17 protein-coding genes are annotated in these 21717 nt (G+C 62.1%); 8 read left to right on the top strand and 9 right to left on the bottom strand.

Annotated features, from left to right (window positions below):
• Nucleotides 1-12: 12 nt before the first annotated feature.
• The 9 genes from NDJ82_RS14815 to NDJ82_RS14775 form a co-directional block, all read right to left on the bottom strand.
• Nucleotides 13-1638, bottom strand: coding sequence for a glucan biosynthesis protein D (locus NDJ82_RS14815; RefSeq protein WP_032891741.1), 1626 nt, complete (start codon nucleotides 1636-1638; stop codon nucleotides 13-15).
• Between the two features lie 256 nt (nucleotides 1639-1894).
• Nucleotides 1895-3757 (bottom strand): NAD(P)-binding protein, encoded by a 1863-nt coding sequence (locus NDJ82_RS14810; RefSeq protein WP_250925762.1) that lies wholly within the window; start codon nucleotides 3755-3757, stop codon nucleotides 1895-1897.
• 66 nt (nucleotides 3758-3823) lie between these two features.
• Entirely contained in the window at nucleotides 3824-5248 is a 1425-nt protein-coding gene (locus NDJ82_RS14805; protein ID WP_250925761.1) for a gamma-aminobutyraldehyde dehydrogenase, read from the bottom strand.
• A gap of 109 nt (nucleotides 5249-5357) precedes the next feature.
• Entirely contained in the window at nucleotides 5358-6182 is an 825-nt protein-coding gene (locus tag NDJ82_RS14800; RefSeq protein WP_099583409.1) for an ABC transporter permease, read from the bottom strand.
• Nucleotides 6172-7101, bottom strand: coding sequence for an ABC transporter permease (locus NDJ82_RS14795; RefSeq protein ID WP_032891733.1), 930 nt, complete (start codon nucleotides 7099-7101; stop codon nucleotides 6172-6174). Before NDJ82_RS14795 ends, NDJ82_RS14800 begins: the two co-directional genes overlap by 11 nt.
• 1 nt (nucleotide 7102) lies before the next feature.
• Entirely contained in the window at nucleotides 7103-8137 is a 1035-nt protein-coding gene (locus NDJ82_RS14790; protein WP_122307257.1) for an ABC transporter ATP-binding protein, read from the bottom strand.
• Nucleotides 8138-8312: 175 nt separating this feature from the next.
• On the bottom strand, nucleotides 8313-9464 hold the full coding sequence (gene ydcS, locus NDJ82_RS14785) for a putative ABC transporter substrate-binding protein YdcS (RefSeq protein ID WP_099583407.1): 1152 nt from the start codon (nucleotides 9462-9464) through the stop codon (nucleotides 8313-8315).
• 73 nt (nucleotides 9465-9537) lie between these two features.
• Nucleotides 9538-10995: a gamma-aminobutyraldehyde dehydrogenase gene (locus tag NDJ82_RS14780; protein WP_177411512.1), complete on the bottom strand. Its 1458-nt coding sequence runs from the start codon at nucleotides 10993-10995 to the stop codon at nucleotides 9538-9540.
• A gap of 132 nt (nucleotides 10996-11127) precedes the next feature.
• Complete coding sequence (locus NDJ82_RS14775; RefSeq protein WP_099583405.1) at nucleotides 11128-12039, bottom strand: LysR family transcriptional regulator; 912 nt, start codon at nucleotides 12037-12039, stop codon at nucleotides 11128-11130.
• A 168-nt stretch (nucleotides 12040-12207) separates the two neighbouring features.
• On the opposite strand from NDJ82_RS14775, the gene NDJ82_RS14770 reads away from it, so the two are divergent.
• The 8 genes from NDJ82_RS14770 to NDJ82_RS14735 all read left to right on the top strand — a co-directional run bounded on the left by NDJ82_RS14770 (nucleotide 12208) and on the right by NDJ82_RS14735 (nucleotide 21480).
• Nucleotides 12208-12918, top strand: a complete 711-nt coding sequence (locus NDJ82_RS14770; protein WP_158878481.1) for a tellurite resistance TerB family protein — start codon at nucleotides 12208-12210, stop codon at nucleotides 12916-12918.
• Between the two features lie 149 nt (nucleotides 12919-13067).
• Nucleotides 13068-14690, top strand: coding sequence for a methyl-accepting chemotaxis protein (locus tag NDJ82_RS14765; protein ID WP_099583402.1), 1623 nt, complete (start codon nucleotides 13068-13070; stop codon nucleotides 14688-14690).
• Nucleotides 14690-15202, top strand: a complete 513-nt coding sequence (locus NDJ82_RS14760) for a chemotaxis protein CheW (RefSeq protein WP_158878482.1) — start codon at nucleotides 14690-14692, stop codon at nucleotides 15200-15202. The genes NDJ82_RS14765 and NDJ82_RS14760 overlap by 1 nt, the downstream gene beginning before the upstream one ends.
• Nucleotides 15199-16455: a CheR family methyltransferase gene (locus NDJ82_RS14755; RefSeq protein ID WP_099583400.1), complete on the top strand. Its 1257-nt coding sequence runs from the start codon at nucleotides 15199-15201 to the stop codon at nucleotides 16453-16455. Before NDJ82_RS14760 ends, NDJ82_RS14755 begins: the two co-directional genes overlap by 4 nt.
• A complete protein-coding gene (locus NDJ82_RS14750) occupies nucleotides 16452-17153 on the top strand; it encodes a chemotaxis protein CheW (RefSeq protein WP_099583399.1) in 702 nt (233 codons plus the stop codon). Before NDJ82_RS14755 ends, NDJ82_RS14750 begins: the two co-directional genes overlap by 4 nt.
• A complete protein-coding gene (locus NDJ82_RS14745) occupies nucleotides 17150-19420 on the top strand; it encodes a hybrid sensor histidine kinase/response regulator (RefSeq protein ID WP_112193823.1) in 2271 nt (756 codons plus the stop codon). The genes NDJ82_RS14750 and NDJ82_RS14745 overlap by 4 nt, the downstream gene beginning before the upstream one ends.
• A complete protein-coding gene (locus NDJ82_RS14740) occupies nucleotides 19417-20427 on the top strand; it encodes a chemotaxis response regulator protein-glutamate methylesterase (protein ID WP_099583397.1) in 1011 nt (336 codons plus the stop codon). The genes NDJ82_RS14745 and NDJ82_RS14740 overlap by 4 nt, the downstream gene beginning before the upstream one ends.
• Before the next feature lie 51 nt (nucleotides 20428-20478).
• A complete protein-coding gene (locus NDJ82_RS14735; RefSeq protein ID WP_191947267.1) occupies nucleotides 20479-21480 on the top strand; it encodes a diguanylate cyclase in 1002 nt (333 codons plus the stop codon).
• The last annotated feature ends 237 nt before the right edge of the window (nucleotides 21481-21717 follow it).

Below are 21717 nucleotides of genomic sequence, written 5' to 3'. Positions count from 1 at the left end.
CCACATTGGATATCAGGTGTACTTGCGCTGGTCCGGTGCCGGCGGGAAGTACTGATACAGCCAGGTTTCACTCAACGTGCGGTCCTGGGTGCGGATAAACAGTCGCAGTTCCACCGGCTCCACGCTGTCGCTGGTCGGGTACCAGTCGAACAGGATGCGGTAGCCCTTGATGTTGTCGAGCACCAGCACGCTGAAGTCCTTGACCTCACCATGGGAACACGTCACCACGGGCTCGATCCCGGTGCCGGGCGGTAAACGGTCAAGGCCCCCGCCCTTGAAGTCCACGGCAAAACGCCGCGCCCATACGTCCGGGTAATGCTCGCCCGGTGCCCAACCTTCGGTAAAGCCGCCCATGCCGGAACGGGTCGCGTCGACCTGGGCCAACGGCGTGCTCACCGGTGGCAAGGCGCTCCAGTACAGCTTGTAGCCATAGTTGAGCGACTCACCCGCAGCCACGGGCTTTTTCGGGGTCCAGAAGGCCACGATGTTATCCAGGGTCTCGCCGGTGGTGGGGATCTCCAACAGGTCGATGGAGCCTTCGCCCCAGGCGGTGGTCGGCTCGACCCACAGGCTTGGGCGCTTGCTGTACCAGTCCACGGTGTCCTGATAGCTGGCGAACTCATGGTCGGTCTGCACCAGCCCAAAGCCTTTCGGGTCTTTGTCGGCGAATGCGTTGAATTGCAGCTTGGCCGGGTTGTTCAGCGGGCGGCAGATCCACTCGCCGTTGCCGCGCCACATCGCCAGGCGGTCCGAGTCGTGGATTTGCGGGTGGATGGTGTCGCACATCCGGCGTTCGTGGGTGCCGCAGCTGAACATGCTGGTCATCGGTGCAATGCCCAGTTGCTCAATGGCGGTGCGCGCATTGATGTGCGCGTCGATCGCCATCACCACCTGGTTGGCCTGGCAGTCGATATCGAAGCGATAGGCGCCGGTGGCACTTGGCGAGTCGAGCAGGGCGTAGACCACAAAACGCGTAGCGTCCTTGTCCGGGGTTTCGAACCAGAACTGCGTGAAGTCGGGGAATTCCTCGCGTTTTTTCGCGTAGGTGTCGATGGCCAGGCCACGGGCAGACAGGCCGTATTGGCCGGTGGAATCCACGGCGCGGAAGTAGCTGGCACCGAGAAACGACAGCACGTCATGGCGATCCAGTTCCGGGGCCTTGAACAGTTTGAAACCGGAGAAGCCCAAGTCGCCGGTCAGCTGTTTGGTGTCGACGGTGGTTTTTTCATAGTTGAACAGCGAGGGGCGAAAGTGCACCTCGCGGGCTTCACGGGTTTTCGGATCAACGCTGTGCATGCGCACCGGCGTCTTGAAACCCATGCCGACGTGGAAAAACTGCACGTCCAACTGGCCGTTCAACTCTTTCCACAGCGAATGCTTGCCGTCGTAGCCGATGGCGTTGAAATTCTGCGGGGTCATGGTCGCCAGGGTCGGCGGCAGCACCTGTTTGGTGTCTTTATAAGCGGTCCCGGCGAGTTGCTTGGCCTGGGCCTTGAGTGCGTCGAAGTCGAACGCCACGGCCTTGCCGTCGGCGGCACGGTTCCCGGCCCAGGCCTGCGCGGCCAGCAGGCCGCTGGCCGACAAACCGGTGTAAGCCGCAATGGCCATGGACGCTTTGAGCAAATTCCTGCGGTGCATAGAGACAACCTGTCGTGAGCAAATCCCGCGCCGTTCCTGGCACGTAGCGGATCAGAAATTACGGTTCGGACATGCCTTCGGCCAAACGCAACGGACATTAAACAGACGCCGGATAGCTTAAGCGGTTCGATGACGTAGGAAAATTGATTGATGGCGGGTTGATGGCATTGCAAGTGCGACAAGACATTTCCGCGCCTAATGTGGGAGGGCATGCCCCCTCCTACATTGACTATTGCAGTGCGTGTCAGAGCGTCTTTCAGACGACTTCACCGACTGCCCGGTAAGCCTCATCGATCGCCGCATGGGCATACGCGCTCCACGCCGCATCCGAATTGGCGATGCTCACATGTCCTACAGGCTTGCGCGCCAAATTCATCAACGCTTCGTTCTCATTGGCGTCATCAAACAAGCTGTTGGAGAAGCTCGCATAACCATGTGACCAACGGTTGACCGTGATCGCCAGAATATCCGTCTCATGCTTGAACCCACCCGGCCCGAGCATGCGTTGCAACTGGTCACGCAATTGCGCCTCCAACTGCTCGAACGTCTGCCCATACAGCTTGCCCCGTCCGGCGCGGGCTTGGTCGCGGGCGTTCATGCCGCTGTCGGGGCTGGTAGGCACGTAGACCAGGTGCAGCCCAATCGGCTGCGTCGGGTCGCGTGGATGATCGTAGCCGCCCATGCTCACCGGGTAGTCCAGTTTGATGCGGCTGTACGGTTGGGTCGCCGCGTAGATCTCATGCACCCCCAGTTGCTGGAACGACTGCCAATTGCGGATCACTACCTTGGTGTACACCAGCGGATATTTCACGTTCTGGCTGAGCGCACGGGCCTGAGGCGCCGGCAGGTCTTTGAGTAGGTACGGAATCATCATGTTGTAGCATGCCAGGATGCAGCGCTTGCCGCGCACCTGGGCGAGCTGGCCGCCGCGGCTGTAGCCGATATGCACGCCACCGTCGACGTTGCGCACGCTGACGGCCGTGCTGTTCAAGCGCAGCCGTACCGCCGCCTTGGGCTGGTCGAGCCTGGCGTAATCAAAGGTGGCCAGCACGATATCGTCCATGGTGTGCCCCGGCGCCACGCCGGGTATCAGGCTGCGCACCAGCAACCGCGCCACCGAGGCATTGCCATCCGGGAAGTGGTAGATGTAGGGCTCTTCCATTTCCGCTGCGGCTTCTTCGCTGATTGGCGCCAGGTTCATCCCCGCAAAGCCTGGGAAACCCACGCTATAGGCATCGGCCGCTGCCACGGCATCAATGCTCAGTGCCATGAAGTCATTGGTTCGGCTCTGGAAGTACTTCACCGCGCCTTCCGATAACCCTACGTCCTTGAGCAGGAAATTGCGGTAGCTGGTGGCGGCCAGGTAGTCGGCCTTTTCTTCGGCTGTTTTACCCGGCAGGTAATCCTTGGGCGCCGTGTGCAGGTCGATCAACGCCTGGCGGTCTGCTGCCGGCAGAGGAAAGTCATTGATGAACTCGTGGATGGACCGCGCATGCAGTTGGTCTGGCGCAATGTCATCAGCCACCATGGGCGTCGGGTCACCGGTCACCAGTTTGTCTTCGCCGAAGTTTTCCTTGTCGAAAAACACCCCGCGCGACAGCCCCAGGTTGGGGTAGAACTGGCGGTCGAAGGCGGTTTCGAAGCGCTTGATAGTGACGCCGAGCTTCTTCAGCAGCCCGTTCACTTCCTTGCTGTACAAATGGTTCGGCGATTGCAACGCCTCGCTGCCGCCGTAACCGATGATCATGCGGCCACCGGCCTGGAATTCATTGCGCTTGGCGTGGCCGCCGAAGTCGTCGTGGTTTTCCAGGATCAGGATCTTCGCCTTCGGGTGCTTCTCCCGGTAGAACCACGCCGCCGACAAACCACTCAAGCCTCCGCCGACCACCACCAGGTCGTAATCCTCGGTGATCGGCAGTTTTTCGGTGTCGAACACCTTCTTTTCCCAGCCCATCTGGTGCGCCACTTCGAACGAGCCGACATGGCTGCCGCGCAGGCCGGTGAGGGCAGGGGGGTAGTAGCGGCCATCGGGTGCAGCCTGGAGCAGTTGCAGCGGGGTCATGCCTGCGGCAACAGTAATGGCGACGCCGTTGAGGAAGTCGCGGCGGGTGATGTCCATGGGGGGCAACCTGAGATTTTATTGTTGTAGGACCGGCACCCAAGGCAGGTGCCGGGAGGCGCTCGATCAGTGCTTGAACATCACGTGGCGAACCGTGGTGTAGTCCTCCAGCCCGTACATGGACATGTCCTTGCCGTAACCCGACAGTTTCTGACCGCCATGGGGCATTTCGCTGACCAGCATGAAGTGGGTATTCACCCACGTGCAGCCATACTGCAAGCGCGCAGCCAAACGATGGGCGCGGCCTACATCGGCGGTCCATACGGAGGACGCCAAGCCGTAGTCCGAATCATTGGCCCAGCCCAATACCTGCGCTTCGTCGGTGAACCTGGTCACCGACACCACCGGTCCGAACACCTCGCGGCGCACGATTTCATCGTCCTGTTGCGCATCGGCCAGTACCGTCGGTTCAAAGAAGAACCCGTTGCCTTCCACCGCCTTGCCACCCGTCACCAGGCGGATATGCGGCTGCGCCACGGCACGCTCGACAAACCCGGCGACACGGTCGCGATGCTGTGCGGTGATCAACGGGCCCAGTTCGGTGGCCGGGTCATCCTGCAAGCCATATTTGATAGTGGCGACGGCCGCACCGAGCTTCTCGACAAATGCGTCGTAGATATCTGCCTGGGCGTAAATGCGGCACGCGGCCGTGCAGTCCTGGCCAGCGTTATAGAAGCCGAACGTGCGGATACCTTCCACGGCGGCCTCGATGTCCGCGTCGTTGAAGATGATCACCGGCGCCTTGCCGCCCAGCTCCATGTGCATGCGCTTCACGCTGTCGGCCGTGCTGGAAATGATATTCGCGCCGGTGGCAATGGAGCCGGTCAGCGACACCATGCGCACCTTCGGGTGGTTCACCAGCGGGCTGCCTACGGTTGGCCCACGACCGAACACCAGATTGAGTACACCGGCCGGGAAAATCTCCGATGCCAGTTCAACCATGCGCAACGCGGTCAGCGGGGTTTGCTCCGACGGCTTGAGCACCACGGTATTACCGGCGGCGAGGGCTGGGGCGATTTTCCAGGCGACCATCATCAGCGGGTAGTTCCACGGTGCGATAGAGGCGATCACGCCCACCGGGTCGCGGCGGATCATCGACGTGTGGCCCGGCAGGTATTCGCCGCCGGCCGAACCGCTCATGCAACGGCTGGCGCCGGCGAAGAAGCGGAATACATCGGCAATCGCCGGGATCTCGTCGTTCAGCGCCGCGCTGTAGGGCTTGCCGCAGTTGTCCGACTCCAGCTTGGCCAGCTCTTCGCCGTGGGCTTCGATTGCGTCGGCCAGTTTCAGCAGCAGCAGGGAGCGGTCCTTCGGCGCGGTTTGCGACCAGCTTTCAAAAGCCGCGTCGGCAGCACGCACGGCCGCGTCGACCTGGGCTTCGCTGGCTTCGTTGATTTCCACCAGCACCCGGCCCAACGCCGGGTTGAAAATCGCTTGGGCCGGGCCTTCGCCTTCGACCAGGTGGCCGTTGATCAGCAGTTTGGTTTGCATGGTTCAGCTCTCCTCAAACTAATGTTATTTCCCTGAAGAAACCGGCTCTAAATGTGGGAGGGGGCTTGCCCCTTCCCACATTTAGAGCCGCGTTCCTCCAGTCACAGAGTTATTTACCGCCACTTCCCGCCACGCTTTCACCGCCGCGTGTCAGGTAATAGGCACCGAGAATCGGGAACATCGTGACCAGCATCACCAGCATCGCCACCACGTTGGTCACCGGCACATCCCTAGGGCGACTGAGCTGGTTGAGCAACCACAGCGGCAAGGTGCGCTCGTGGCCAGCGGTGAAGGTGGTGACGATGATTTCGTCGAACGACAGCGCAAACGCGAGCATGCCGCCGGCCAGCAGCGCCGAGCCCAGGTTGGGCATGATGATGTAGCGGAAGGTCTGCCAACCGTCGGCACCCAGGTCCATCGAGGCCTCGATCAGGCTATGGGAGGTGCGGCGCAAGCGGGCGATGACGTTGTTGTAGACGATCACTACGCAGAATGTCGCGTGGCCGACGATGATGGTGAACATCCCAGGCTCAATGCCCAGTGTCTTGAAGGTCGCCAGCAGCGCGATACCGGTGATGATCCCCGGCAGCGCAATCGGCAGGATCAGCATCAGCGACACGCCTTGCTTGCCGAAGAACTCGCGGCGATACAGCGCCGCCGACGCGAGGGTGCCGAGCACCATGGCGATCAGGGTGGCGATGGCGGCGATCTGCAGCGACAGTTTGATCGACTCCAGCACGTCCGGTCGGGCAAACGCCACGCTGAACCACTTCAACGTGAAGCCCTGGGGCGGAAAGCTGAACGCGGCTTCTTCGGTGTTGAAGGCATAGAGGAAGATGATCAGGATCGGGAAGTGCAGAAACACCAACCCGCCCCAGGCCGCGATCTTCAAGCCTATTGATGACTGCATTTGAGGTGAAGAGTCAGAGTGCATCGAAGGCCCCCAGGCGTTTGACGATGGACAGGTACACCGCAATCAGCACGATGGGCACCAGGGTGAACGCCGCGGCCATGGGCATATTGCCGATGGCACCTTGCTGGGCATACACCATGCCACCGACGAAGTAACCCGGCGGGCCCACCAGTTGCGGCACGATGAAATCGCCCAGGGTCAGCGAAAACGTGAAGATCGACCCGGCCGCAATCCCCGGAATCGACAGCGGCAAAATCACCTGCATAAAGGTCTGGCGCGGCTTGGCGCCCAGATCCGCCGAGGCTTGCAGCAACGACGGCGGCAAACGCTCCAGGGATGCCTGGATCGGCAAAATCATGAACGGCAGCCAGATATAGACGAACACCATGAACCGCCCCAAATGCGAGGTGCTCAAGGTGCTGCCGCCCACGCCGGGAATGCCCAGCACGAACTGCAACACCGGCTCCAGCCCCAGGTGCTGCACAAACCACTGCGCCACGCCGCCCTTGGCCAGCAGCAAGGTCCAGGCGTAGGCCTTGACGATATAGCTGGCCCACATCGGCATCATCACCGCGATGTAGAAGAACGCCTTGGTCTTGCCCGTGGTGTAGCGCGCCATGTAGTAGGCAATCGGGAAGGCCACGATGGCGCTGGCGATCGACACCACAATCGCCATGCTCAGGGTGCGCAGGATGATGTCGAAGTTCGACGGCTGGAACAGCGCGGCGAAGTTGGCCAGGGTCAGGTCCGGCGTGACCGCCATGGTGAAGTCGTCGAAGGTGTAGAAGCCTTGCCACAGCAGGGTCAGCAACGAGCCGAGGTAGATCGCGCCGAACCAGATCAGCGGCGGTATCAGCAGCATGGCCAGGTACAGGTTGGGCTTGCGGTACAGCAGGTTGGAGAACCTGCGCATCGGCGGTTGGGAAAGGGCCAGGCTCATGTCACACCTCGCCTGCAGTGTCGGTCAGCGGCGTCATGGCTTCCCGCGCCCAGCGCGCGGTGATCGGCTGGCCGACCTGATGGCCGCTGCTGATGTCCAGCCACTGGTTGTTGGCCTGGCTGATGTTCAACGCCTGGCCGTTCTCCAGTTTCAGCTCATAGCGGGTGGCGCTGCCCTGGTACTGGATATCATGCAGCAGGCCGCTGACTTCAACTTCGCCGGCACCCAGCGGGCCTTCGGCAAACCGCACATGCTCCGGGCGTATCGAAAACGGCTGCGCGCTGCCGCTCAGGCGCTGGGCCAGTTCGCCGCGAATCACGTTGGAGGTGCCGACGAATTCGGCGACGAATGCGGTGGCCGGTTTCATATACAGGTTGCGCGGGGTGTCGACCTGTTCGATGCGGCCTTTATTGAAGACCGCCACACGGTCAGACATCGACAAGGCTTCGGTCTGGTCATGGGTGACGAAGATGAAGGTGATGCCCAGCTGGCGTTGCAGCTTTTTCAACTCGCTCTGCATCTGCTCGCGCAGCTTGAGGTCGAGGGCGCCCAGCGGTTCGTCGAGCAGCAACACGCGGGGGCGATTGACCAGGGCGCGGGCCAGGGCCACACGCTGGCGTTGACCGCCCGAAAGTTGCACCGGCTTGCGCTCGCCATAACCGCCGAGGGCGACCATGCCCAAGGCTTCTTCGGCGCGGTTCAGTCGCTCGGTCTTGCCCACGCCTTTGACCTTGAGGCCGTAGGCCACGTTGTCGCGCACGTTCATATGGGGGAACAGCGCGTAATCCTGGAATACGGTGTTTACATCGCGTTGATACGGCGGCAGGCCGGCGGCCTCCTCGCCATGAATCCGGATCGAGCCGGCGCTCGGCTGCTCGAACCCGGCGATCAGGCGCAGGCAGGTGGTCTTGCCCGAGCCGGAAGGGCCGAGCATGGAAAAGAACTCGCCGTCCTGGATATCGATGGAAACCCGGTCAACGGCCTTCACTTCGCCGAACTGACGGGAAACGTGGGTGAATTGGACTGCAAGCGTCATGGTGCGGTGCTCCAAAAAAGCATGGGCCGTCGCAGCGGCCCGGTCTGGGCTTCTGAAAAAACGAGGATGCATGTGTGCTGCGCTGAAACGGTGAAAATCGGGCTTTTGTGGTGAGCGGGCTTGCCCCGCGCAGGGCAAGCCTGCTCACCACAAGAAGCAGTCTCTGCAGGGACCCTTAGCGGCCGCCCATGATCGCGATGTAATCCTGGGTCCAGCGGCTGTAGGGCACGAACTTGCCGCCTTCTGCCTGCGGGGTTTTCCAGAAAGCGATCTTGTCGAACTGGTCGAACCCGTTGGTCTTGCACCCTTCGGCACCCAGCAGTTCGCTTTCCTTACAGGCCGCAGGCACCGCCGGCAGCGAGCCGAACCACGCCGCGACATCGCCCTGGACCTTCGGCTGCAGCGACCAGTCCATCCACTTGTAAGCGCAGTTCGGGTGCTTGGCTTCGCTGTGCAACATGGTGGTGTCGGCCCAGCCGGTGGCGCCTTCCTTGGGGATAGTCGAGGCAATCGGCTGTTTCTCGTTGACCAACCCGTTGACCTGATACGGCCAGGCGCTGGAGGCCACCACGCCTTCGTTCTTGAAGTCACTCATTTGCACGGTGGTGTCGTGCCAGTAGCGGTGGATCAACGGTTGCTGGGCGCGCAACAGGTCGAGCACGGCTTTGTACTGGGTTTCGGTCAGCTCATACGGGCTCTGGATGCCCAGTTCCGGCTGGGTAGATTTGAGGTACAGCGCCGCATCGGCAATGTAGATCGGGCCGTCATACGCCTGCACGCGGCCTTTGTTCGGCTTGCCGTCCGGCAGGTTCTGGGCGTTGAACAGCACATTCCAACTGGTGGGCGCGGTCTTGAACACGTTGGTGTTGTACATCAGCACGTTCGGGCCCCACTGGTACGGGGTGCCGTAGGTCTGCTGGCCGACCACGTACCACGGCGCATCCTTGAGGCGTGGGTCGATGTTCTTCCAGTTGGGGATCAGCGCGGTGTTGATCGGCTGCACACGCTTGCCGACGATCAGCCGCAGCGACGCATCGCCCGACGCAGTGACCAGGTCATACCCGCCCTTGGCCATCAGGCTGACCATTTCGTCAGAAGTGGCGGCAGTTTTCACATTGACCTTGCAACCGGTTTCCTTCTCAAAACCAGTGACCCAGTCGTAGGCCTTGTCGCTTTCGCCACGTTCGATATAGCCAGGCCAGGCGACGATATCCAGCTGGCCTTCACCGGCGCCTACCGCCTTGAGCGGTTCGGCGGCCTGAATGCTGGCGCTGGCCAGCAGCGCGGTGGTCAAGGCACTGAGCAGTGCGGTCTTGTGCGCGGACATGGGGGTTCCCTCTTCTTTAATTATGGTCGGGGCAGTTGTGTGCAACCGGTGACGCAGAAGCTTAGTTGTTGTTTTAAAGATGTTGGCCGTGGCGGGCCATGATGTGGCGCACCACGCTGTAGTCCTGTAGCGAATCGCTGGACAGATCTTTCCCATACCCCGAGCGCTTCAAGCCGCCGTGGGGCATTTCGCTGACCAGCATGAAATGGCTGTTGATCCAGGTGCAGCCATATTGCAGGCGCGCTGCCACCTGCATGGCTTTGTCCAGGTTTTGGGTCCATACGGAGGAGGCCAGGCCGTACTCGGAGTCGTTGGCCCAGTCCACCGCCTGTTCCAGCTCGTCGAAGCGGGTCACTGTGACCACCGGACCAAACACTTCGCGCTGCACGATCTCATCATTCTGTTTACAACCGGCGAGCAACGTTGGCTGGTAATAGAAGCCCGCGCCGGAATGCACCGCGGCGCCGGTGACCCGTTCGATATGGGGCTGGCCGAGGGCGCGCTCGACAAAGCTGGCCACGCGGTCGCGCTGGCGTGTGCTGATCAGCGGGCCCAGTTCGTTGTCGGCATCGCGCTTGCCGGCAAACCGCAGGCTGCTGACCGCCGCACCGAGGTCGGCGACCAGCTTGTCGTGAATCCCCGCCTGGGCATAGATGCGGCAGGCGGCGGTGCAATCCTGGCCGGCGTTGTAATAACCGTAGGCGCGCACGCCTTCGACTACGGCTTGCAGGTCGGCGTCGTTGCACACGATCACCGGCGCCTTGCCGCCCAGTTCCAGGTGCGTGCGTTTCAGGGTTTTCGACGCGGCCTGCAGGATTTTTTGCCCAGTGACGATATCGCCGGTCAGGGACACCATGCGCACTTTCGGGTGGCTGACCAGATGGCTGCCCACGCTTTCGCCACCGCCACACAGGATGTTGATGACACCGCGTGGTAACAAGTCCTTCAGCACGGGGGCCAAGGCGAGGATCGACAGCGGTGTGTGTTCCGACGGCTTGAATACCAGGGTATTTCCGGCAGCCAGGGCGGGCGCGATCTTCCACGCGGCCATCATCAATGGGTAGTTCCACGGCGCAATGGAGGCGACGACGCCAATCGGGTCGCGCCGCACCATGCTGGTGTAGCCCGGCAGGTATTCGCCGCTCAGTTGCCCGGTCTGGCAGCGCACGGCCCCGGCGAAGAAGCGGAACACGTCGACGGTGGCGCTCAAGTCATCCTGACGCGCCAGGTGCAATGGCTTGCCGCAGTTCAGGGATTCCAGGCGGGCCAGGTAGTCGGCTTGTTTTTCGATGGCATCGGCGATGCCCAGCAAAATGTTCGAACGTTGCTGCGGCGTGGTCCGCGACCAGCCGGCAAATGCACGGTGGGCGGCGAGGATGGCCGATTCCACCTGCTCGGTGCTGGCTTCGGCGATCTGGGTGAGCACTTCGCCGGTGGCCGGGTTGAGGATCGGCTCGGCAAAACCCTGGCCGTGGACCAGTTCGCCGTCAATCAGCAATGCAGTAAGCAGCGGGGTAGACGCGCCGGACATTTTTCGCGATCTCTTTTCTTGTGTGGCCATGGGCGTTCTCTTACGAGGGCCTGACCTTTCTCTTATGGATGCACAGAGACTAGAGGTCAGGCGCGAGGTCAACAAATACTAAATACTGAATGCAGCATTCGATTAAATAGATGGCTTGCGTGGATGGGGCTGTTCCCGGGCGACGGTGAGGAACGGGTCCACCAGTGCCGGTCGCGCCGTGCCACGGCGCCACGCCAGGCCTACGTCGAGGGTCTGGCTGAGATCCGCAATCGGTCGCGCCTCAATAATGTCGCCCTCCAGGGACCATGGGCGGTAGGTCATGTCCGGCTGGATCGATAGGCCCAGGCCTGCCGCCACCAGGCTTCGGACGGCTTCCGTCGAGGCGGTGCGTAACGTGACGCGCGGTTGTAGTCCGGCGCTGGCCCACATGCGCTGTGCGTTGTGGCCCATTTCATCGACATTCAGCTGAATCAGCGGCTCGCGCGTGACATCGGCAAGGTTGATGCTGTCGTGTTCCAGCAGCGGATGCTGCGCCGGCAGCCACAGGCGGTGGGGCGAGTGAGTAAGCACTTCGGTCTGCAGGGCGTGGCGGTCTTCCAGGTTGGAAAGGATCAGCACGCCGACATCGATCTCGCCGCTGACGAGCAAGTGTTCGATATACGGGCGCTCGTCCTCCATCACACGGATTTCCACGTTGGGGTAGGCGCGCTGGAAACGGGTGAGCAGATCGGCGAGGTAGTAGCCGGCCACCAGGCTGGTCACGCCGATGATCAATTGGCCGGCGACCTGGTCGGTGCTTTGTTGCAGGCTGCGTTTGGCGTTGTCCACGGTGGCGAGGATCAAGTGCGCCTGGCGCAGGAACTGGTGGCCCTGGTGGGTCAGGGTCATGCCCTTGGCGTGGCGGTTGAACAGGTTGACGCCGATTTCCTGCTCCAATTGCTGGATCGCCAGGGTCAGCGTCGACTGGGAAATAAACGCGGTCTGCGCGGCGGCCGAGATTGAGCCGGTCTCGGCCACGGCGATAAAGTGCCGGATTTGACGCAAGGTCATCATGCTGGAATTACCAGTGGGGTGTTTTTATAGATTTGTCCGAGTGTATATCGGTTTTAGCGAACGGCAGCGGCGTTACATCTGGAAGCACTCTAGATCGGGGCTTTTTGGCACTTAGTTTTACGCTGGTGGCCTATTGGTCCAATGAACCCAAGTGTCTGGAGGCTACGAATGAATACCCGTGGATTGCTCGATCAGTTGCTCAAGTCCGGCCAGGACATGTTGCAAAACAAGGCTGGCGGCCAACGCAAGCAAGACGATAAAGGTGCTTTGGGCGGTCTGCTGGGCGGCGCTGGGTTGGGCAGCCTGCTCGGCGGTGCCGGTGGTGGCGCTCTGGCGGCGGGGGCCATGGGCCTGTTGCTGGGCAATAAAAAGGCGCGCAAATTCGGCGGCAAAGCCCTGACCTATGGCGGGCTGGCCGCATTGGGTGTGATTGCCTACAAGGCCTACGGCAACTGGCAGGCCAACCAAGCCAATGCGCCCAAGGGCGAACCGCAGACCATCGACCGCCTGCCACCGGCCCAGGTCGAGCAACACAGCCAGGGCATTCTCAAGGCGCTGGTCGCAGCGGCCAAGGCGGACGGTCATGTGGACGAACGCGAGCGCGAACTGATCGAAGGCGAGTTCACCAAGCTGGACAACGACCGCGAACTGCACAATTGGCTGCACGCCGAGCTGAACAAACCCCTTGACCCCGCCGATGTCGCCCGTGCCGCCAGCACCCCGGAAATGGCTGCCGAAATGTACATCGCCAGCGTAATGCTGGTAGACGAAGAAAACTTCATGGAAAAAGCGTATCTGGACGAACTGGCCCGCCAACTGAAACTGGAGCCTGGGTTGAAGCTGGAGCTGGAAAAGCAGGTGCGCCAAGCTACCCTCTGATCCTGCCTGCGTAGATAAAACACCCTGGCTGGCGCCATGCCCCAGGGTGTTTTTGCATTCTGTGAGCGCTACATCAAAACCCGTTGATTAATGAGGCCTTCTGCTCAGCTATACTCCCCTCCATTTGAATGGCCCTTCGAGGAAATACTGTGAAGAACTGGACCTTGCGCCAACGCATCCTGGCAAGTTTTGCGGTCATTATCGCCATCATGCTGTTAATGGTCGTGGTCTCCTATTCACGGTTGCTGAAGATTGAAGTCAGCCAGGAAGCCGTCCGAGACGATGCGGTGCCAGGCGTTTACCTCAGCTCCATGATCCGCAGTGCGTGGGTCGACAGTTACCTGCAGACCATCGATATCATCGGTCTGCGCGAGGATAAAACCTTCACCAATACCGACAAGAACGACTACAAGGCCTTCGAAGCGCGCATCGAGCAGCAGATGGCCAGCTACGAAAAAACCGTGCACAGCCAGGCTGACCGCATGGAGTTCGACAACTTCAAGGCCGCACACATCAATTACAACAAAGTCCTTGAGCGAGTGCTGGACCGCGTCCAGAACAATGACCTGCCCGCTGCGCGTGAAATGCTTGAAGAGCAACTGACGCCGATCTGGACCGAAGGTCGCATGAAGCTCAATGACATTATTACCGAGAACAAAAACGTCGCGGACCGTGCCACCGCGGCCATTGACGACGCCGTGCTGTCGGCCAAGATCAGCATGGGCGTGTCGCTGATCATCGCCATCCTGGCCGCCGGCCTGTGTGGCCTGCTGCTGATGCGCGCAATCATGGCGCCGATGCAGCGTATCGTCGAAATCCTCGACACCATGCGCACGGGCGATCTGAGCAAACGCCTGAACCTTGAGCGCAAGGACGAATTCGGTGCGGTGGAAACCGGCTTCAACGACATGATGACCGAACTCACTGCCCTGGTTTCCCAGGCGCAACGCTCTTCGGTACAGGTCACCACCTCGGTGACCGAGATTGCCGCCACCTCCAAGCAGCAACAGGCCACCGCCACTGAAACAGCGGCAACGACCACCGAGATCGGCGCCACATCGCGGGAAATCGCCGCCACGTCCAAGGATCTGGTGCGCACCATGACCGAAGTCTCCACTGCTGCCGACCAGGCTTCGGTGGCCGCCGGTTCCGGCCAGCAAGGCCTGGCGCGCATGGAAGAGACCATGCACTCGGTGATGGGCGCTGCCGACCTGGTGAACGCCAAGCTGGCGATCCTCAATGAGAAGGCCGGCAACATCAACCAAGTGGTGGTGACCATCGTCAAGGTCGCCGACCAGACCAACCTGCTGTCCCTGAACGCCGCCATCGAAGCTGAAAAGGCCGGTGAATACGGGCGCGGGTTTGCCGTGGTCGCAACCGAGGTGCGTCGCCTGGCCGACCAGACCGCCGTGGCCACCTACGACATCGAGCAGATGGTGCGCGAGATTCAGTCGGCGGTGTCCGCGGGCGTGATGGGTATGGACAAGTTCTCCGAAGAAGTGCGCCGCGGCATGTTCGAAGTGCAGCAAGTGGGCGAGCAACTCTCGCAGATCATCCATCAGGTACAGGCCCTGGCGCCGCGGGTGTTGATGGTCAACGAAGGCATGCAGGCCCAGGCCACCGGCGCCGAGCAGATCAACCACGCGCTGGTGCAACTGGGGGATGCCAGCAGCCAGACCGTAGAATCCCTGCGCCAGGCCAGTTTTGCGATTGATGAACTGAGCCAGGTTGCGGTGGGTCTGCGCAGCGGCGTGTCGCGTTTCAAAGTCTGATGAGCGACCTCGCGGCTAAACGCGGCGCCGTCCCGGCAGCGAAAAAGGCGTTGTTCCTGGTGTTTCACATCGGTAGCGAACGTTATGTCCTCAAGGCCACCGAAGTGGCCGAGGTGCTGCCGCGCCTGCCGCTCAAGCCCATCGCCCATGCGCCTTCCTGGGTGGCTGGCATCTTTGCCCACCGTGGGGCGTTGGTGCCGGTGATCGACCTGAGCGCGCTGACCTTCGGTACGCCGGCGCAGGCTCGCACCAGCACGCGGTTGGTGCTGGTCAATTACCAGCCGCAACCTTGGGTCGAATCCCGCCGGCTGGGGCTGATCCTCGAACAGGCCACCGATACGCTGCGTTGCGACCCCGCCGAATTCCAGCCCTATGGCCTGGATAACCCCCAGGCGCGCTACCTGGGGCCTGTGCGGGAGGATGCCTTGGGCTTGATGCAATGGATTGGCGTGAATGACGTGCTCACCGATGACGTGCGCGCCCTGTTGTTTTCTGCCGAGCTGAGCGTATGAGCAACGACCCGCGCTTCTTTGCCTTCCTCAAGGAACGTATCGGCCTGGACGTTGCGTCGGTCGGCGAGGCCATCATCGAACGTGCGGTGCGCCAGCGCAGCCAGGCCGTGCAGGCGCGAACGCCAGGTGAATACTGGCAGCACCTGCAAAGCTCCCACGACGAGCAGCAAGCGCTGATCGAAGCGGTGATCGTCCCCGAGACCTGGTTTTTCCGTTACCCCGAATCCTTTGCGACCTTGGCCCGATTGGCGATTGCCCGTCTGGCCGAGATCAAGCAGATGCGTGCACTGCGTATCCTCAGCCTGCCGTGCTCCACTGGCGAAGAGCCCTATTCGATCGCCATGGCCCTGCTTGATGCTGGCCTGGCGCCGCACCAGTTCAAGGTGCTGGGCCTGGACGTCAGCCCGCTGTCGGTGGAGCGTGCGCGGCGCGGCGTGTATGGCAAAAACTCGTTTCGCGGCAGCGATATCGCCTATCGCGACCGCCACTTCATTGAACACGACGACGGGTTCCACATCGCCGACCGCGTGCGCGAGCAGGTGCGTCTGCAAGTCGGCAACCTGCTCGACCCGACGCTGCTGGCGAACGAGGCGAGCTATGACTTCGTGTTTTGCCGCAACCTTTTGATCTATTTCGACCAGCCCACCCAAAAACAAGTGTTCGATGTGCTCAAGGGCCTTACCCACGTGGACGGCGTCCTGTTTATCGGCCCGGCCGAGGGCAGCCTGTTGGGCCGCCACGGCATGCGTTCGATTGGAGTGCCGCAGTCCTTTGCCTTCAGCCGGCACGCCGAGCCGATTCAGCCTGAACCGGTGTTCGTGCCCATGCCGGCGCCTCAGCGCAGCGCGGCACCGATCCCCGTCAAGCCGCGACCGTTCAGCACAGTCAGCGCCCAGGTGGTGCCGATCAAGGCCCCGCCGCCTTCCGACGCAAGCACCTTGCTCAGTCGTATCGCCACCCTGGCCAACGAAGGCAAGAGTGCCGAGGCCCGTGCCGCCTGCGAGCAGTATTTGAACAGCCACCCGCCAGCCGCCCAGGTGTTTTACTGGCTCGGGCTGCTCAGCGATGTGGCCGGCAGCGCCCTGGAAGCCCAGGGTTTTTATCGAAAAGCCTTATACCTGGAACCCCAGCATCCGCAGGCCTTGATGCACCTGGCCGCGTTGCTCGAATCCCAGGGCGACAGTGCGGGGGCGCGCCGTTTGCAGGCGCGGGCCGCCCGTAGCGAGCGAGCAGACAGTGAGTCCAAACGATGAGTAGCCCCGACGCGCTCGACACCGCCGGCCTGGACCTGACCCTGGCCGACACCCAGGCCATCGACGACTGCTGGAACCGCATCGGTATCCACGGCGACAAGTCCTGCCCGCTGCTGGTGGATCATATTCATTGCCGCAACTGCGCCGTGTATTCGGCGGCCGCCACGCGCCTGCTGGATCGCTACGCCTTGCAGCAGGACGACCGTCGTCCGGCCGCTGCGGCTGAAGTCGACGAAGAGATCGTCACCCGCTCGTTGCTGATGTTCCGTCTCGGCGAAGAATGGTTGGGCATCGCTACCCGTTGCCTGGTGGAAGTGGCGCCGTTGCAACCGATTCACTCGCTGCCGCACCAGCGGTCCCGCGCCTTGCTCGGCGTGGCCAATGTGCGGGGGGCGCTGGTGGCGTGCCTGTCATTGGTGGAACTGCTCGGCCTGGACAGCACCGGCAACGGCGCCAGCGGTGGGCGAATCATGCCGCGCATGTTGATCATCGCCGCGCAGGATGGCCCGGTGGTGGTGCCGGTGGACGAAGTGGACGGCATCCATGCTATCGACGAACGCACCTTGCAGGCTGCATCGGCGTCCGGCACCCAGGCCAGCGCACGGTTCACGCAGGGTGTGTTGCAGTGGAAGGGCCGCAGCCTGCGTTGGCTGGACGAGGCACAATTGTTGTCCGCCGTGACCCGGAGCCTCACATGACCCCCGACCAGATGCGCGATGCCTCGCTGCTGGAACTGTTCAGCCTGGAAGCCGATGCACAGACCCAGGTGCTGAGCGCGGGCCTGCTGGCCCTGGAGCGCAACCCGACCCAGGCCGACCAACTGGAAGCCTGCATGCGCGCGGCCCACTCGCTCAAGGGCGCGGCGCGCATCGTGGGGGTGGACGCCGGGGTCAGCGTGTCCCATGTCATGGAGGACTGCCTGGTCAGCGCCCAGGAAAGTCGTCTGTACCTGCAACCTGAACATATCGACGCCTTGCTGCAAGGCACCGACCTGCTGATGCGTATCGCCACCCCGGGCAACACCGTGGGGCCAGCGGACATCGAAGCTTATGTGGCGTTGATGGAGCGTCTGCTGGACCCGTCCCAGCCGACCGCCAAGGTCGCGCCGCCACCCGTTGTGCCGGCGCCGGTGGTTGAAGAGCTCCCGCCGGAACCCGAACCCGCGCCGCCAGTGGCCAGCGATCCGCCGCGCCAGGGCAAACGCATGACCGAAGGCGGCGAGCGTGTACTGCGCGTGACCGCCGAGCGGCTTAACAGCCTGCTGGACCTGTCGAGCAAGTCCCTGGTGGAAACCCAGCGTCTCAAGCCGTACCTGGCGAGCATGCAGCGCCTCAAACGCATTCAAAGCCAGAGCGTGCGCGCCCTGGATGCCCTGGACGGCCAGCTCAAGACCCTGGATCTGAACCTCGAAGCCCAGGAAGCCCTGGCCGATACCCGCCGCCTGCTGAGCGAAGCCCAGGCGCTGCTGGCGGAAAAAACCGCCGAGCTGGATGAGTTCGGCTGGCAGGCCGGGCAGCGCGCCCAGGTGCTCTACGACACCGCGCTGGCCTGTCGCATGCGTCCGTTTGCCGATGTGCTGGCCGGGCAGGTGCGCATGGTGCGTGACCTCGGCCGCAGCCTGGGCAAGCAAGTGCGCCTGGAGATCGAGGGCGAAAAGACCCAGGTCGACCGCGACGTATTGGAAAAACTTGAAGCGCCACTCACCCATTTATTGCGCAATGCCGTCGATCACGGCATCGAAATGCCTGACCAGCGCCTGCTGGCCGGTAAACCCGCCGAAGGCTTGATCCGCCTGCGTGCTTCCCATCAGGCCGGTTTACTGGTGCTGGAACTGAGCGACGACGGCAACGGCGTCGACCTGGAGCGCCTGCGCGGCACCATCGTCGACCGGCATTTGTCCACTCTGGAAACGGTGCTGACCCTCAGTGAAGAGGAGTTGCTCACGTTTCTGTTCCTGCCGGGGTTCAGCCTGCGTGACAAGGTCACCGAAGTGTCCGGGCGCGGGGTCGGGCTGGATGCGGTGCAGCATATGGTCCGCCAACTGCGCGGCGCGGTGGTGCTGGAGCAGACGGCGGGGCAGGGCAGCCGTTTCCATCTGGAAGTGCCGCTGACCTTGTCGGTGGTGCGCAGCCTGGTGGTGGAAGTCGGCGAAGAAGCCTACGCATTCCCCCTGGCGCATATCGAACGCATGTGCGACCTGGCCCCCGACGAGATCGTGCAACTGGAAGGCCGCCAGCATTTCTGGCACGAGGGCCGGCATGTCGGCCTGGTCGCCGCCAGCCAGTTGTTGCAGCGCCCGCCGGGGCAGAATAACGACGAGACCCTGAAAGTCGTGGTGATCCGCGAGCGCGATGCGGTGTACGGTATCGCCGTGGAACGCTTCATCGGCGAGCGGACCCTGGTGGTATTGCCGCTGGATGACCGCCTGGGCAAGGTCCAGGACATTTCCGCCGGTGCCTTGCTCGATGATGGCTCGGTGGTGTTGATTGTCGATGTGGAAGACATGCTGCGTTCGGTGGACAAGCTGCTCAACACCGGGCGCCTCGAACGCATCGCCCGGCGCAGCCAGCAGGTCACCGAGGCGCCGCGCAAGCGCGTGCTGGTGGTGGATGACTCGCTCACCGTGCGTGAGTTGCAACGTAAATTGCTGCTTAATCGCGGGTACGAAGTGGCCGTTGCAGTCGATGGCATGGACGGCTGGAACGCCTTGCGCTCCGAAGACTTCGACCTGCTGATCACTGACATTGATATGCCTCGCATGGACGGTATTGAATTGGTCACACTCTTGCGCCGGGATACTCGCCTGCAATCGTTGCCGGTGATGGTGGTGTCGTACAAAGACCGTGAAGAGGACCGTCGCCGTGGGCTGGACGCCGGTGCCGATTACTACCTGGCCAAAGCCAGCTTCCACGACGACGCGTTGTTGGACGCCGTGGTGGAGCTGATCGGAGGCGCGCGGGCATGAGGATTGCGATCGTCAATGACATGCCCCTGGCGGTAGAGGCCTTGCGCCGCGCCTTGAGCTTCGAGCCCGCGCACGAGGTGGTGTGGGTGGCCGGCAATGGCCTGGAAGCGGTGCAGCGCTGTACCGAATTGACCCCGGACCTGATCCTGATGGACCTGATCATGCCGGTGATGGACGGCGTGGAGGCCACGCGGCAGATCATGGCCGAGACGCCGTGCGCGATCCTGCTGGTGACTGTCGACCGCCAGGCCAACATGAGCCGGGTGTTCGAAGCCATGGGGCACGGCGCCCTGGATGTGGTGGACACGCCGGCCCTCGGCGTGGGCAACCCCAAGGATGCGGCGGCGCCGCTGTTGCGCAAAATCCTCAACATCGGCTGGCTGATCGGCCAGCGTGGCAGCCGCGTGCGCACCGAAACCCCATCAGCGCGCACCACCGGCAAACGCCAGAGCCTGGTGGCTATCGGCTCGTCGGCGGGTGGCCCGGCTGCCCTGGAAATCCTGCTCAAGGGTTTGCCCCGGGACTTTCCCGCCGCCATTGTGCTGGTGCAGCATGTGGACCAGGTGTTCGCCGCCGGCATGGCCGAGTGGCTCAGCAGTGCCTCGGGACTGCCGGTGCGCCTGGCCCGCGAAGGGGAACCGCCACAAAGCGGCGTGGTGTTGCTGGCCGGTACCAATCATCACATTCGTCTATTGAAGAATGGCACGCTAGCCTATACCGCAGAGCCGGTGAACGAGATTTACCGGCCTTCGATCGACGTGTTCTTTGAAAGCGTGGCCAGCCACTGGAATGGCGATGCCGTTGGCGTACTGCTGACCGGCATGGGTCGCGACGGGGCCCAGGGCCTCAAGTTATTGCGTGAAGAAGGTTATTTGACCATCGCCCAGGATCAGCAGAGCTCGGCGGTGTATGGCATGCCCAAAGCGGCGGCGGCAATTGATGCTGCTGTTGAAATTCGCCCACTGGACAGAATTGCGCCCCGATTGCTGGAGGTCTTTGCACAATGAACATGACCTCGCGTGATGTTGGCTTGCAGGTGGTAATTCAGGTGACTGCAGATGAATGATTTACAGATCGACGACGTCAAGACCGACGAAAATGCCGCCATGGTGTTGCTGGTCGACGACCAGGCCATGATCGGCGAAGCGGTGCGACGCGGCCTGGCCCATGAAGAAAACATCGACTTCCACTTCTGCGCCGATCCGCACCAGGCGATTGCCCAGGCTATCCGTATCAAACCGACGGTGATCCTGCAGGATCTGGTGATGCCCGGCCTCGATGGCCTGACCCTGGTGCGCGACTACCGCAACCATCCGGCCACGGCGAACATCCCGATCATCGTGCTTTCGACCAAGGAAGACCCGCTGATCAAGAGCGCGGCGTTTTCGGCGGGGGCCAATGATTACTTGGTCAAGCTGCCGGATAATATCGAGTTGGTAGCGCGTATCCGCTATCACTCGCGGTCTTACATGACGCTGTTGCAGCGGGACGCGGCCTACCGCGCGTTGCGAGTCAGCCAGCAACAACTGCTGGACACTAATCTTGTGTTGCAGCGGTTGATGAACTCCGATGGGTTGACCGGGTTGTCCAATCGTCGCCACTTTGACGAATACCTGGAACTGGAATGGCGGCGGGCCATGCGTGATCAGACGCAGTTGTCGTTGCTGATGATCGATGTGGATTTCTTCAAGACCTACAACGACAGCTTCGGCCACGTTGAAGGGGATGAAGCCTTGCGCAAAGTCGCCGCTACCATCCGCGACGCCAGCAGCCGCCCTTCGGACCTGCCGGCACGCTACGGCGGCGAAGAATTTTCCCTGGTGCTGCCCAATACGTCACCGGGCGGTGCTCGCATGGTGGCCGAGAAGCTGCGCATGGCCGTGGCGGCGCTGAAAATCCCGCACATTGCGCCGACTGAAGGCTCCAGCCTGACCGTCAGCATTGGCCTGTCGACCATGACGCCGGTGCAGGGTACGGATTGCCGCCAGTTGATCATGGCGGCGGACAAGGGTTTGTATACGGCCAAGCATAATGGGCGTAACCAGGTGGGGATTGAGTAGGCTCAGGCCTTTGCTAATCCTATTTGGGAGGGGGCTGAGTACATATCCGTTGCTGCGGTAACGGCTGCGTATGGTTCCGCCCTTACGGCGGGTCACTTTGGAAAAGCCCCAAAGTAACCATGGACTTGCTCCCTCAAAACGTACGCCATAAAGCGAGCGTTAAGCAGTTTGCTTCAGTTGCTTTGCGTAGTCATTAGGTGAGCTGTATCCCAGCGCCGAGTGCAGCCGTGTCGGGTT

The organism is Pseudomonas sp. SR18 (assembly GCF_023701505.1).
GTDB lineage: Bacteria > Pseudomonadota > Gammaproteobacteria > Pseudomonadales > Pseudomonadaceae > Aquipseudomonas > Aquipseudomonas cyclaminis.
The sequence above is the reverse complement of the archived record's forward strand: the minus strand, read 5'-3'. Positions and strand labels throughout refer to the sequence as shown.